This is a genomic window from Phyllobacterium sp. K27, assembly GCF_054796155.1.
In genome coordinates this window covers 621,524-635,980 of sequence record NZ_JBTWND010000003.1, presented here as the reverse complement: position 1 = coordinate 635,980, position 14,457 = coordinate 621,524, and the positions used below count along the sequence as shown (strand labels likewise).

The following is a 14,457-nucleotide window of genomic DNA, read 5'->3' as shown; positions in this document are numbered from 1 at the left end:
TCAGAAATATGCTAATAAGGCGATAGATATGTAGATTACTATGAACGAGCATGATGTTACTATCCAAACAACCGAGCGATCGGGTCTAAAAAGCGCTTTCGATTTATTGTGCATGTATATATCGAGCCGACCCAAGATCGCAGATGCTGCGATAGCTGCTATCACCGCAATGGGAAACAGAATGTAGTGCGATATCTCGGGCGGGCGTGCTTTGAGCAGCTCTAGTATAACGGTCACATGGATTAAATAGAGCGAATAGCTCCAATCACCGAGGTTTTCTAGGAAATGGTCAAGGTGACGTGGCAAATTGATGCGAACATTTAATAATGCAGCAACCAAACAGGCAGAACCCAACCCAGCGGTGACGCGGATGAAGTTAGTTGGTAGGATATACAGGCACGCCACTACGGATACAGCGAACAAACAGAAGTAAATAGTTTTGTTATTATAACGCCGGATTAATTCAGGGATCAGTAGGCCTGATGAAAAGCCAGCATTGGCAAGCATCAGAGGAACGTCAGCAATATACGCTTTTCCTATAGATATAAAGCTGGATGCAAACAGGGCGTTACATATTATCAGAACGGTCCAGATGACGGCCAGAGTAGGGATGAAGCGCTTAAGACCGGCTATCGCAATAATAAACAGTAGCCCGTAAAAGAACACTTCGCTTATCAAGGTCCACTCAACTGCGAGCGTATATGTCGTAGGTCCGATTGGCACCATGGTAACGCTCCGGAACTGCCAAGTATCCAGATAAGCTGCCGACCTGAATGAAAGTGCGATTGCGGTTGCAACTATTAATGTCGGGTAGATGCGAACAATCCGGCGTATTAAGAACTCTCCGGGCGGCTGCCTATGTATTAGTTCAGCCATAAGGTATCCCGATATAGCGAAGAAGATCGCTACGCCAAAAAGACCGTAGATTTCGGGAAATATCCTGAGATATCCACCAACGCCAGAGACCACATTGAAGTAGTGAGCGGTGTGATAGAGGACCACCGCAAGGGCAGCGATCCCTCGCAGCCTCTGTATATTGGCGCTGTATGTCAATAAAGAGTTTGTCGGCGCCGCTGCGATTGGTTTGTCCAAGGTTAATGTCACAGAGCTTCCATCGGGGTTGTCTCACTCGGGCCGTCTCTAACTGATCTCTGACGTAAAATCCACGGGTTTTACATCGGAATCTCCCTGCACTTCGTACACCGCTAACCCACAGCGAGGAAATTGCCATGAAACTAAGGGTAGACTTGCTGTATCGCATCGCGAAGACGTGGCAACCCCCCGTGAACTAATTTGTTCAAAGTAGAATTTTTATCAGCGGTATGGTCGAGGAGATTTGGCGAGTCCCAAATCGTTGCGATCCTGTGCTAGGTGGGCACGGTCTCGTTATACAAATGGCGAGCGAAGTATGACAGTATGAATGTATTAATGATCAGTCAAATGAAGCCTCTCACGGCCTGAATCGCACCGGGAGCCGTACAAGCATGACGCCACCATGGGGCAGACTGGAGCGCCTGATGCAGCAGTGTTTCACTCGGTCATGTTGGTTACTGCACGCACTGAGGTCTCGGCTGGATGACACCTGCCGAGACCGTCAGGCCATCAACCCGCGACGTGAGGCGGTGGCGTGCGGTCGAAATGGTTCCGCCCCGCAACCTCCATCGCGGACCTAAACACTTCAATCCAAAAGTGAGCGACCTCAGAATTAAAAAAAGCTGAAGGAAGGTCACAGTTCATAAAACTTCAGCTTTCTAGCAGGCTGTTGAAGAAGTCTCAGGTTTGGCCTTGAGGATAGCTTCGTCGCCATTGTGATAAGCGAACGCGATTTCGATTGCGCCATCGTCGGTTAATTCAGCATGACCGTCGCCCGATACTTCGTCCATTTCGTCAAATCCGAACCATGTGAATGATATGGTGGACTGGCTGTAGCCGAGATCGAGCGTGGCTTGCATTGCACCGAAAGCTATCTCGCCATGGCCATTCGCCCCGATATCGATCGCGGCAGGCTGGACCAGATCGAGATAGTCTCGATCCCAAAGATCGGCCTCGACGATCCGCCAGCGGCCGATCAGGCGACAGTTGGAGGCGGCGTTCATGATGGCACAGCCAACAGTTTCGGCAGCCGCACCAAATTATAAGCGGCGGCCGCAAAGGTGAATGCCCATCCGACGCGGTCGCGACCGCGCAATTTCGTCTTCTCCTGCCCAGCCACCGTCTTGATCCAGCCGAAGGCCTCTTCGATCCGCTTGCGGATGCGCAAACTGACCCCATAACCTGAGTGGCGCGTCGTGCGCCCGTCGATCGCCGAGCGGCGACCCTTGGCATTCTGAGCCACATGCGGCGTCACCCTCATCGAACGCAATTCATTGACGAAGTCATGGGTGTCATAGGCCTTATCGGCACCCAACGTGAGGGACCGCGGCCGGTCGGCGAGCGGCTCGATCATATGCAATGCAGCGACCCTTTCAGCATGTCCGCTCGCATCCGTCAGACAGGCATCGACCAGCAGGCCATGGCGGTTTTCCATTAGCCCGTGCCCCATGAAGCACAACTTCGCCTCTTTGCCTTTGCCCTTCTTGTAGAGCCGTGCTTCCGGGTCGGTGGTCGATGCATGCGTATCGTTGGAGCGCCGTTCATCATGGAAGTCTGCTTCTGCATTCCGCCCGCCGCCATCCGCTGGAGGATCGCCCGAGCCATCCTTCGGCTTGAAGCTCTTCATTGACGCCCAGGCTTGGATCAGTGTGCCGTCGACAGAGAAGTGGTCCGTTGACAGCAGCCGCTTTATCTTGGGCTGCGACAGGATTGCGCCGAGAAACTTCGCAGCGACGTCGCCCTCGAGCAATCGGTCGCGGTTCTTTGAGAACACCGAATGGTTCCAGGCACCATCATCGATCCCGATGCCGACGAACCAACGGAACAGAAGGTCATATTCTAAACGCTCCATCAAAAGCCGCTCAGAACGGATCGAGTAAAAGGCTTGCAATAGCATAGCGCGCAACAGCTTCTCAGGCGGGATAGAGGGCCCGTTCCAGCAAAACGAGCGCGTCATTCACAATCTGCCGGATTGTCCGCAGCGGATGATCGCTGCGAACACGATCCTCAAGATCGACATAGCTAAAGAGGTTACCAGATCTCACGTCGCCGCCGCGCATCCATCAACTCCAAATCTCGACAGAGACAATGAATCACGACTAGAGCGCACAGGCTAGGCCTTTTTCAACGGCCTGTTAGAGCCTGTAGTGTCTGTCGCAATATGTCTGATAAATTCGTATTTTGTACAATGGTATAATAATAATAAAATTTTAACTACCCTGAATTGATTAATTATAAAAATGATATCTACTTATTTGTATTGCAAAAGCTAATATTATGGGCGTAATTATATTTATGGCTGCATTAGCCATATTCTCGCCTCACTCGTGAAGAGCGAGGTTCAACACATGATCGGAGGTTCATAATGTTAGGTGGATTGGGAAGTTTGTTCGGTGGTATTGCTCCTGTTCTCTCGGGAGCAAACAATGCCGTGAAAGACGTATTGGATGCGGTAGCGCCTGGATCGCTGCACGGCGGGACATTGACCGGTAACATCGTTGGCAACAACGGTATTACCGACGATCTTATCAATGGAATACAGACCGGCGACGTCACTGGTGCGATTGGCGACATTTATGCCGACGTCATTGGTCACGGCGGTATCGTAGAAAATCTTGCCGATGGCTATGGGCTGGGAGTCGAAGGCCTTCTGGGCAATGTACTTGGCACCGCTGATGGCCTTTTAGGAACAAGCGGCGGCTTGCTAGATGGCATCGATGGGGGCCTTCTTGGCTAATTCAAGCCTGCCGGTACTGTCCTCGCAGTAGCGCATTTACCCCGCCAGCTCAGGTTTGGCGGGGTCTCAAAGGATAATCACAGCGGAGCTAAAGCACGCAAATATAGCTGCGCTGCCTTCCGACGAAGATAAAGTGAAGGCTCATTTTCCGTCCCGGTAATAAGGGTCCAATATTGTTGCTAACCTTACGGTGATCTACATATGACAGACATGACGGCGATGGCTCTGCCGGTCGAGAAGACAGCAGAGAACGAAGTCGATAAAGCCCTAAAATCGCTCCGCATGCACTTCATTGTCGTGGGTGGTTTTTCAAGCGCTATCAATCTTCTTTATCTTAGCTCGCCGCTCTACCTTATGCAGGTTTATAACCGCGTTTTGGTCAGTGAAAGCCTTGCGACACTTGTGTTGCTGACGCTGATACTCGCTGGCGCACTATTGCTGATGGCCATCTTGGATGCTGCACGCTCGCAGATGCTCATTCGATGCGGCATTGTCCTTGACCAGAAACTGGCAGGTCGGCTGTTCTCAGCTCTCGTCCAAAGGTCGTCTAGGCAGGGGCATTCATTGGGTGCGCAGCCACTTCGTGATCTTGACGATTTTCGAACTTTCGTTACGGGTCCCGGAGTTTATTTTGCGTTTGATCTTCCGTGGATACCGCTTTATCTCGGCCTTCTTTATCTTATTCACCCGATCCTTGGTTTGGTAGCGACGATTGGCGCTGTTCTGCTGTTAGGTCTCGCTTTCGTCAACGAGTTCGCCACCAGAAAGCCAATGGATACAGCTCAGACGGCTGCACGGCGGTCCTTTATCTTCACCGAGAATGTCATGCAGCATGCCGATGTCATTCGAGCCATGGGAATGCAGTCATCTGTAGAGCGCCATTGGCAAGGCAGTCGAACCAAGATGTTGTTACAGCAAGCGTTTGCCAGTGACAGGAACTCGGTTATTTCGGCAACCATTAGATTCGCCCGCCTTTTGCTCCAATCATTGATGTTGGGAGCCGGTGCTTGGCTGGCTATCGATCACGCCATCCAACCGGCAACCATTTTCGCCGCCAGCATCGTCATGGGAAGGGCGCTCGTTCCAGTGGAACAATCCGTAGTTGCTTGGAAACAAACGGCGGCTGCACGCAACGGTTATCGTCGGGTGCGCGAAATTTTGAAAGAGAATCCTAGTCCTGATCTGAAGACAGTCGTGCCAATTAGCCAAGTTGCTTTGGAAGTCAACGAACTGTCCTACTATATCTCAGGCAGGCAAAAGCCGGTTATCAATAATCTTACGTTCAAGATAGAAGAGGGAGAGGTCCTCGGAATAATCGGTTCAAGCGGCTCTGGAAAAAGCACGCTGGCCAAACTGTTAATTGGGGCACTACAACCGGCTTCCGGGGAAATTTCATTTGGCGGTCTAAATTATGCCCACTGGGATACTGACGAGTTCGGCCGCATAACTGGATATTTGCCTCAAGATGTGGGACTTTTTGCCGGCACGGTACGGGAAAACATTTCTCGATTTAGCGATGCCTCTGTGGCGCAGGTGATTGAGGCTGCGACACTTGCGGGGATTCATCAGATGATACTGGGTCTGCCGAAGCAGTATGACACCATGCTTGGGCCCAGCGGACTTGGTCTATCTGGAGGGCAACGTCAACGCCTCGGTCTGGCAAGAGCATTGCTCGGCCGGCCCAAACTACTTGTTCTCGACGAACCTAATGCACATTTGGACATTGAGGGAGAGAAGGCATTGAGTGAAGCCTTGATTGTCATGAAGGCGCAAGGCACGGCAATTGTTGTAGTTACTCATCAGCCGACCGTTTTGAGTGTTGTGGACACCGTCATGGTCCTCAGCTCCGGTAAAATCGAAAAATACGGCGCCCCTGACATTCTTGGCGCACCGGTACTGTTGTCGGAGGCGCAGTGATGGCCGTCTTCAGCGTCAAAGATCATTCTGCATACGAGGATGCATTTGCACCGGCTTTATGGGGTTTGGCGGCAATTCTGGTCTTCATATTGCTGTTCGTCTTCTGGGGATATCTTGCGCCACTGTCTACGGCAGCGATAGCGGAGGGCAGCCTGCAAGTACAATCACAACGACAATCGGTGCAGCATCCATACGGCGGCGTGGTTTCACGACTTCTTATCACAGAAAGCCAGCATGTTGAACGCGGACAGCCCTTAATTGAACTTGATGATACGGACACAAGAGCGAAGCTGGATGTGACGAAAGCAACTTTTGTAGCCCTTCTGGCCGAGGAGGCCCGGTTGCTATGTGAGCGCGATGGCGTTGGTACAGAATGTCTTGATGCATTCGCCGAGCATGAAAACCGCGAAGGCCTGGCGAATGCGATTGCCAATGAGCGTGCCGTAATGCTTGCAAGGAGGCAACAGTACTTAGCCGAAAAGGCTATGCTTTCATCCAAGGTTTCGCAGCTTAAAGAGAAAATTTTCGGCTTGGACGCACAGGTTGAAGGGCTGACAAAACAGGGCGAATTGCTGGACAGGGAACTGAAAGGAGCTAAGGAGCTCCAGGTTTCCGGATTTACGCCAATGACACGAGTACTTGCGTTGGAGCGGAGTAGCGCCGAACTACTGGCCAACAAAGGCTCCCGTATAGCGGAAACTGCTACGTCTAAACAGGAGATCGATGGAGCTGAGCTTGCAGTCGCAAGATTGGAACGTGAGCGCATTAGCGAAATCACGGAACAGATTCGAAAGGTACAAAGCGCATTGGCAGAGGCGGGCCCGAAACTTGATGCTGCCAATGATGTCATGAAAAGGACCGTGATTAAGGCGCCGATGAGTGGTTCTATTGTTGGGCTGACCGTTTTTACCGAGGGCGGAGTGGTTCAGGCGGGCGCAAGATTGATGGACATTGTACCGGACGACAGCCCCTTCATCGTTGAAGCTCGGTTGCCGCTCTCAGACATCAATGAAATTAAACCTGGCCTAGACGCTGACGTTAAGCTGACAGGTATTCCGCGCAACGATCGTCCGCACATTGGCGGAACGGTGATCAGTGTGTCAGCTGATAAGATTACTGATACGCAATCCGGCGCAAGCTATTTTGCTTTGCGGGTAGAATTGAACCAGAGCGATCTTCAAAATTCAAACATAAAGTTGCAGGCTGGGATGCCGGTTGAAGTCGTTATAGCAACCCGCTCGCGTACGCTCGCGAGCTATCTCTTCGGCCCGCTTCTTGATGAAATCGGGCATGCATTTCGGGAACAGTGAGGGTGGTCACATGGCTAACATAACAGGAAAATTTGGTGGGCAGGGCAGGCTGGCCAGTAAATCTAAGGCCGAGTCCAATCCTGGTAAGTCAGCGTCGCGGTCGAGTGAGAATGCAGCGTTTGCACTCGCTGCTGGCTCAATTGGTCTTGCGGTTACACTTCTCGATCAGGACAGAACCGAGGCCGCAGCCAAAGCCATTCATGAAAGTTCGGTTGGGCATACTAGTGCAGATGATATAGTGGCATCAGGTGACCCTTCCTCGAGTATCGATTATATCGCTACCTCAAGCACGCAAATCCACGAGGGACTGCACACTTCCAGTTCCGATGCTATTTCGCCCGCGGCAAAGAGCGGCGGTGAGGTAGCCGTCGGTCTGGGATTGCCCGGAGAACAGGTCGCGGATTACAAAGTCCATCAAGACGCAAATGGGGCTCCCGCTACAGTACAGGACAACATTGCAATGTCGTCCTCAAAAATCTCCCACGAGGCTTCTTTAGATCACACAAGCGAACACCTCACGTTGTTACAGGTTAACACTGTTGAAGGTATCAACCACGATCCGCAATCCCATGTTGATGGTTTGCAATTTCCAGCAGTGTCAGCACCCAGTGACAACGGCATATCACAAGATGTCGATTCGGCGGCTGATGGCGTCTTGGGTACAGTAGGTGATGTGGTAGACGGCGTTGGTGGACTGGTCGAGAACCTCCTGGATGGTGATGGAAAAGGCGTTCTAGCTGGCGTAGGCTCCACCGTGGGCTCCGTATTAGATACAGTCGGCAACGTCATTTCAGGTGTTGGCGGGATTGTCGAGAACCTCCTGGGCGGTGATGGAAAAGGCGTTCTGGCTGGCGTAGGCTCCACTGTAGATTCTGTATTGGATACAGTCAGCAACGTCATTTCAGGTGTTGGAGGGATTGTCGATAACGTCCTTAATACAGTTGGGGGCGTCGTTTCTAGTGTTGGCGATATTGTTCCTAATCTGTTAGGTGACGTGAAGGAAGGAGTTGTCCATACCGTAGGCAATGTTGTCGATACGGTTGCTGACGTGACTTCCAGTATTGGAGGGATTGTCAACGGCTTGATTGGTGGAGATAGCAAAGATACTCTGTCCGATGCTGGCTCAACGATTATCGAGGCTGTAGATACTGTAGCGGGTGCCGTTTCCGGTGCCGGAGGAACTGTCAGCAATTTGCTTGGTGGCGATGGCAAGGAATCCCTGACGGATGTTGGCTCTACAATAGACAATGCCTTGGATTCTGTTGGCGGCGCCCTCACTGGCGCAGGAGAGGTAGTTGGAGGACTTCTGGGAGGATCTGCATCCGCGCCAACAAATATGCTTGACGCGGCAACAGGGCTACTGAACTTCTCAGACGAGCTTTTTGGAGTTCTTACTCCCACGCTCTCGTTTCTGGGACAATCCATTTTCGTTCCGAACGATCCAGTTGACTTGTCCAATCACCACGGCACAACTATGCACGGCCTGACCTGGGAGGGTTGATAAAGGAGCATGGTAACAGTAAAAATAGGCTACATCTCATACAGAGTACCTCACTTATATTCGGCATAGCTTAAGGGGCTGTTCCAATAACTTTCAGCTTCACTACTATTGCTAGTGTGATAGTTATGGCCAATGGATGCTGTCGTCGAAGTTATGGAGGCCCTATGAAGTTTGGTGTTCTTACATTTGGGTATAATACAATTACGAGTTTTAGTGAAAACTTGAAGAAAAACGGCTACTACGACACCAATCTTGGCGATAATGCTCAATCCATAGCGATCCGGAATCTATACAGGCACCTTGGATTTAGCGATGAGCAAATGGTGTCGATCAATAGAGAGCTTCTCCCGCATTATCACGGAGACGATGTCATTTTGATCATGAACGGAGTATTCTTTAGATCGTCGTTTCCGATACCAGACAGCATCAAACCAATATTTATCGGGTTTCATGCGGCTGAAGAAGTGATCTCGGAACAAGCGGCATTTTTAAGAAAGCATGAGCCAATTGGCTGCAGAGATGATTGGACCACATCTGCGGTTCAAAAATTCGGAATTAAAGCGTACACCACAGGATGTGTTACACTTACCTTGCCACGGCGAAATCAGGAGCCAGAAAACAAGAAACTTTTAATAGTTTATGGGAGAGGAGCTGGCCGTCTGCCCATTTCTTCCTTTAAATGGATCCCGGATCATCTGGCTGAGAATGCGGAGCTAGTTTATCATCGTATGCATCAGAACAAGTTCCCCATGACGGATTCAATGATCGAAGCGGCCGAGCAATATGAGGCAGCGCTTTTTTCCAAGTATTGCAATGAAGCCACGTTGGTTCTGACTTCACTTCATCACGTTGCAACGCCCTGTATGGCTTTTGGCATCCCTGTCATTATTTGCAGGGAGAGTAATAATGTTCGCTTCAGTACAATTGAAAAGTTGACCAGAATACATACGCCAGCAACTCTATCCGAAATTGATTGGGCCCCCGCGCCTGTTGACATAACACCCTTACGATCGTCGCTTTTTGAAGTTGTTCGTGCCGGGGTGGAGAGTGCCCTAAGGCATTGATTGGGTTACGGAGAAAATACTGTCGATTGCGCCAACCCATAAATGCTCCACTTGCCTAAATCGGCTATAACTTGCCACGACCAGCGTAAGATCATCTAGTTGACCTGCTCATTTCAACTAGCCATTCTCAACTGAAATTTTCCAATAATGCCCCGATGACGGGCTGAGGAGAATTCGAATGAAAAACGAAGCTCACAAGGTGCGGATCGCTTTCATTCTGAAGCAGGTAGAAGATGGCGCGGCAGCGGCAGAAGTCTGTCACAGGGCGAGAATTTTCGACGCAACAATTTTACGATTGGCGTAAGAAATATGTGGGTCTAGTGCCGTGGGAGATGCGGCGGCTACAGCCGCTTGAGGAAGAGATGCCAAGCTGAACGGATCGTTGAGGATCCGGCGCTGGACAAGGCCATGTTGCGCACCTGTCCAATTGCTAAAGTTCGGTTATGGATGCATCATGGCTACACGTCTTGCCGCGGTGAGTCCGCGGCGAACCTTCGCCTTTACAAGGAGATAGGCCAGCAGCTGCGCAACGGCAACGCCACGCTCTTTCATTAGCTTCATCGCTTCAAGCTTGTGCTCGCGGCTGAACTTTCGTCGTTGCATTTATACTTTTCAGTTTCATACAGAACACCCGACCCAGCGCCTATAAAACCGGTAAAGGGCTAGGATCAGTTGTCCTAGGTGAGGCTAAAAAGTATGTCGATTGACAGCAATGCCAAAAGATTCGAGAAATTCGGCGAATGAGAAGGATTGAGCTTTGTCAGCCAAGGAATTTTTACATAGGCTACTTAAGGGCCGAAATAATGTTATAGATCATACCGCTGCTCGATCAGCGTCATTGAATCTGATAACTCCATTTGATCTAATTTCGATGTTTCCAGAAGGCCAACGTATAGCAATAGTTGGCAATGCACCGAGCCTCAGAGGTAGTGGCAGGGGCGAATGGATAGATTCACATGACGTTGTAGTGCGATTTAATGAGTGTGCCTTGTTGGGCCACGAGACAGATGTCGGACATCGCACGGACATACTGATCAGTAACCCTTACGCAGAAAAGAGAACGAGGCAAATTTTGGACGGCACAAGCCATCCAAAGGTTGTGCTGATACTCAATCCTCAGACGCGCCGGGGTGAAAAACAGATATTTGCGCAATGGATAGGCTCGCTGCCCGTATTGTTCTCTTATACGCCCGATTTAAAGATGATCTCGCGTCCGCGTTCTAATTTGTCACTCACCACAGGGACTTATTCATTGTCCTTGCTTGACAACCTTTTGAGGCCACGCGACCTGTCTATTTTAGGATTTACGATGTTTCTGCCAAGCGCCAACTACCATTATTGGACTAATGAGGTACCTTCGGGGCTTGCTGCTCACCAGCCTGTCGAGGAAGCAAAGATATTTATTGATATTATTAATTCGCTTAGAGCAAATGTAACGGTAGGGTCGGATGTTGGATGGGCTTCCGATCGAGTGGCGCAAAAATTAAAGTCAACTATTGCAGTTGTAGATCTCCAAGCAAATGCCCATTAGCGTAGCCCATCTCCAAACTCCATTTGGTATCAGATTTTAGCGTTCTCATGCCATATTAGGGATGCCAATTTATCGTGCCATCTGAAGGTAAAACGTTTATGATCAAACTTTCAAGTCGATATACCCGCCTTTGGAGCGGGATGAAAGCTTGTGAGCTCAGTCATTTGGAAGGCGGCTTGTTCCAGAGACTCTTGACCTTCCGGATGGGAGCTGTAATGCGCCATGATGTAGATGCAAGCATATCGTCTATCTTTTGGCGTTTTATGTGAAGTTCCGTTTCTAAGTGTCGGATACGCATAGTAGACTTTGACTGCTCTGCTGCATAAGCTTGCTGAGTAGCGCGCATGCTGCTTTCCGTGTTTACAATCAAAGTTTTCAGCTCTGAAATCTGTTTGGAACTATTGATGATTTCATTATTTCTAAGTATCTGCAGCTCCTCCAATTGGCGCTTTTGATCTGCAATTAAATGTTCCATTTTTTGAAAATCTTCATCGTGGCCTGCCTGCAATTCTGCAATTTTCTGACTTGCTTTTCTCTGTTGGCCAAGTAACTCCTTAGCACGGAGTTCTAAAATACTCTCTTTAAATCGAACTGAGCGAGGTTTTGCTGATGGCCGGAGTTTTTTCTCATTCCGCCCATCTGGAAAAGATCTAGTACTTGCTTCTTTGCTGAATAAGTCAGCAATGGTGGACCAATGTTTATCCAATGCAGTCTTTGAAGAGTTGCTCAAAAATTGTTGCTGTCCCGATAGGATGATGTCCGAAAAATGCTCCAGAGCGTTGATCCATGACTGGTGAAGCAATTGAGGCCCCTCGATGCTCTCAAGTAGACCAGTAAATTTATTCATGGATTTAGCGGCCACAATGACTGCAGGCTTCTTAAATGCGGAAGCTGTTATAAATCCGTGCATCGAAGATCCGACATAACCCATAGATCTCGATATGCATGCTGCCACTTGCAACAAACTAGCTGGTTGATCAATGATGAGCGGGTGAGATTGCATAAACTTGCCAATGACGTTTGCAAAGTTGTCGTCACCATGACAAGGGCCAATTGCGATAAGAATGACTGTCGCGTTCAGCCTTTCAGAAATGCGATCTAGATGGTTTGCCAAGGTCTCTGGCGTCAGTCCGCTAACATATCTTGAATTGGCATGAACTGCTATCGAGCGCTCGGGTGTAGACCGTTCGGAGAAAGTTTTTTTGTATTCAGTATCAAGTTCACCCTTGGTCCATAGTTCGTCTATGTCCCACGCTGTATCCGGTACAATCGTCACATCTCTGCCGGGCACCAGCTCTTTCAAAATCTGATGGCTGGGCTCATCCCTAACCGACAAATAATCGGTGAGATTCAGGCAACTAGTAAGAGGGGTTTTTAACATTGAAGGAAAGGTTGCAGGCACTCCTGGTGCGTTCCAGCATATCGGGCGGCGAAAATCGTTCTCTTCCGAAATACCAGCCCATAAATTGGAATATCCCAAAAGAGGGGTAAGACCATTCTTATAGGCTTCGAGATCAGTTGGATTAAGTCGGATTATATTGCCCCCGCCAATAAGAAATCCATCATAGCTATCCATTTTGGCAGAAAAGTCGTCGTATGAAAGGCTAGCGACCGTGTCACTCCAAACAGATGGACCTCCTGCAGGGGAAACAAAGTCAACGACTAATTGGGGGAAGTACTGGCTCAATCTTCTACGTGCGATAACTGGAAATAAAAGATCCCCATAGTTCTCCACATCAAAAGTTCCGAGATGAGCAATTCTCATCGTGCGATCATGAACCATTTTTGGCTTTCGTTTACTGATTTAATTGTAAAACTGGAGTAACAATGCAACCTTTTCGGCGATTTCTACGGCGATTGAGTGGCCACTTGGTGACATAAACTGCGTCTGAGAAGTAGTGGGGTTTTGACTTTTCACAAGACCCTACCCAATGAGCGGTCTACCGACTGAGTGATATTCGAGTCCTGCGCCTACGAGTTCTTGTTGGTTGAAGACATTACGCAGATCAAACAGAATATTGCCGCTCATCAGTTCTGAAACCTTTTTCAGATCGAGCGAGCGATAGGCATTCCATTCAGTCAGCAATACGGTGATGCCGGCACCTTCAATGGCCTCATAAGCAGAGGTGCACCAGATAACGCCCGGCAGTACCGGTTCGGCAGCGCTACGCGCTTCCGGGTCATGCGCCCGCACAGTCAGGCCTGCATTCTGTAGGGCTGGAATAATGTCCAAGGCCGGAGACTCACGGATATCATCCGTATTTGGTTTGAATGCGATGCCGAGAACAGCAATAGTCTTGGCACCGCTCTTGTTTGCGGCTGCCACAATCCGTTCAGCCATCGAACGCTTGCGCTGCTCATTGACTGTAACAACCTGTTCAATCAGCGTCTGAGGTGCATTCATCTTGCGTCCGGTTGCAGCGTAAGCTCGTGTATCCTTGGGGAAACACGAACCACCGAACCCCGGACCGGCATGCAGGAACTTCGAACCAATGCGATTATCCATGCCAATGGCACGCGCAACGTCCTGCACATTACCGCCACTCTTCTCGCAAAGGTCCGCCACTTCGTTGATGAAAGTCACTTTCATCGCCAGAAAGGCATTGGCGGCATATTTGATGATCTCGGCGTTTTCCAGTGTCGTTACAATCATCGGCGTTTCGCGCAGATAAAGCGGGCGATAAACGCGCTTCATGGCAGCGGCACCGGCATCATCATGCACCCCGACCACAACGCGATCGGGCCGGAGGAAGTCCTCTACCGCCGAGCCTTCACGCAGGAATTCCGGGTTGGAAACCATCGAGAATGGCACGCCCGGCCGCGCCTTGGCGATGCGATCACGTACATCGGCATTGGTGCCGACAACCACCGTCGATTTGATGACAATCACGGCATTCGGCTTCATGGCGGCAGCAATCTCTTCCGCCGCCGCATGAATATATTGCAGATCAGCCTCGCCATCACCGCGTCTTGACGGTGTACCGACCGCGACGAATATCACGTCGGCATCTGCAACTGTCTCGGCGAGTTCGGTCGTGAATGTCAGCCGACCGTCGCGCGCATTGCGCGCAAGCAGTTCATCAAGGCCGGGTTCAAAAATGGTGACTTCACCCGCCTGCAATCGTTTGACGATAGCCGGGTTTTTATCAACGCATGTTACCGAAAAGCCGAACTCGGCAAAGCACACTCCCGATACCAGACCGACATACCCGGTCCCGATCATTGCAATCTTCATCGAAAAGTTCCATTCCAAGGTTGCTTTGCTACCCGACGTGTTGCCGAGGACTAAGCATGCGATACCATTC

Annotated in this window: 11 protein-coding genes and 2 pseudogenes; 7 read left to right on the top strand and 6 right to left on the bottom strand. The window is 50.1% G+C overall.

Translation table 11 applies throughout. The annotated features are described in order from the left end of the window. The 3 genes and pseudogenes from ACYJL1_RS20875 to ACYJL1_RS20865 form a co-directional block, all read right to left on the bottom strand. Complete coding sequence (locus tag ACYJL1_RS20875; protein WP_460899030.1) at window positions 1-1,104, bottom strand: acyltransferase family protein; 1,104 nt, start codon at window positions 1,102-1,104, stop codon at window positions 1-3. A gap of 647 nt (window positions 1,105-1,751) precedes the next feature. Beyond that, a complete protein-coding gene (locus ACYJL1_RS20870) occupies window positions 1,752-2,096 on the bottom strand; it encodes a hypothetical protein (protein WP_460899028.1) in 345 nt (114 codons plus the stop codon). Continuing rightward, window positions 2,093-3,152 (bottom strand): annotated as a pseudogene (locus ACYJL1_RS20865) (IS5 family transposase). Before ACYJL1_RS20865 ends, ACYJL1_RS20870 begins: the two are co-directional and overlap by 4 nt. 305 nt (window positions 3,153-3,457) lie before the next feature. Here ACYJL1_RS20865 and ACYJL1_RS20860 point away from each other — a divergent pair. The 6 genes from ACYJL1_RS20860 (at window position 3,458) to ACYJL1_RS20835 (ending at window position 9,925) form a co-directional block, all read left to right on the top strand. Next, the gene (locus tag ACYJL1_RS20860) at window positions 3,458-3,829 is read left to right on the top strand and encodes a hypothetical protein (protein ID WP_460899026.1); all 372 of its coding nucleotides are present in this window, start codon (window positions 3,458-3,460) and stop codon (window positions 3,827-3,829) included. A gap of 201 nt (window positions 3,830-4,030) precedes the next feature. Then, window positions 4,031-5,746 (top strand): type I secretion system permease/ATPase, encoded by a 1,716-nt coding sequence (locus tag ACYJL1_RS20855; RefSeq protein ID WP_460899024.1) that lies wholly within the window; start codon window positions 4,031-4,033, stop codon window positions 5,744-5,746. A gap of 65 nt (window positions 5,747-5,811) precedes the next feature. Further along, window positions 5,812-7,056 (top strand): HlyD family type I secretion periplasmic adaptor subunit, encoded by a 1,245-nt coding sequence (locus ACYJL1_RS20850; protein WP_460899022.1) that lies wholly within the window; start codon window positions 5,812-5,814, stop codon window positions 7,054-7,056. A 10-nt stretch (window positions 7,057-7,066) separates the two neighbouring features. Further along, window positions 7,067-8,557, top strand: a complete 1,491-nt coding sequence (locus ACYJL1_RS20845; RefSeq protein WP_460899019.1) for a collagen-like triple helix repeat-containing protein — start codon at window positions 7,067-7,069, stop codon at window positions 8,555-8,557. A 164-nt stretch (window positions 8,558-8,721) separates the two neighbouring features. Continuing rightward, entirely contained in the window at window positions 8,722-9,621 is a 900-nt protein-coding gene (locus ACYJL1_RS20840; protein WP_460899017.1) for a polysaccharide pyruvyl transferase family protein, read from the top strand. 178 nt (window positions 9,622-9,799) lie between these two features. Continuing rightward, entirely contained in the window at window positions 9,800-9,925 is a 126-nt protein-coding gene (locus tag ACYJL1_RS20835) for a hypothetical protein (protein WP_460899015.1), read from the top strand. A gap of 179 nt (window positions 9,926-10,104) precedes the next feature. On the opposite strand, the pseudogene ACYJL1_RS20830 reads toward ACYJL1_RS20835, so the two are convergent. Continuing rightward, window positions 10,105-10,224, bottom strand: a pseudogene (locus ACYJL1_RS20830) (IS3 family transposase); the annotation flags it as partial. A gap of 268 nt (window positions 10,225-10,492) precedes the next feature. Between ACYJL1_RS20830 and ACYJL1_RS20825 the strand changes: the two are divergent. Further along, complete coding sequence (locus ACYJL1_RS20825) at window positions 10,493-11,152, top strand: glycosyltransferase family 29 protein (protein WP_460899189.1); 660 nt, start codon at window positions 10,493-10,495, stop codon at window positions 11,150-11,152. 160 nt (window positions 11,153-11,312) lie between these two features. On the opposite strand, the gene ACYJL1_RS20820 is transcribed toward ACYJL1_RS20825, so the two are convergent. Both ACYJL1_RS20820 and ACYJL1_RS20815 read right to left on the bottom strand, forming a co-directional pair. Further along, on the bottom strand, window positions 11,313-12,935 hold the full coding sequence (locus tag ACYJL1_RS20820) for a polysaccharide pyruvyl transferase family protein (RefSeq protein WP_460899012.1): 1,623 nt from the start codon (window positions 12,933-12,935) through the stop codon (window positions 11,313-11,315). A gap of 141 nt (window positions 12,936-13,076) precedes the next feature. Further along, the gene (locus ACYJL1_RS20815; protein ID WP_460899010.1) at window positions 13,077-14,387 is read right to left on the bottom strand and encodes a UDP-glucose dehydrogenase family protein; all 1,311 of its coding nucleotides are present in this window, start codon (window positions 14,385-14,387) and stop codon (window positions 13,077-13,079) included. Window positions 14,388-14,457: the final 70 nt, after the last annotated feature.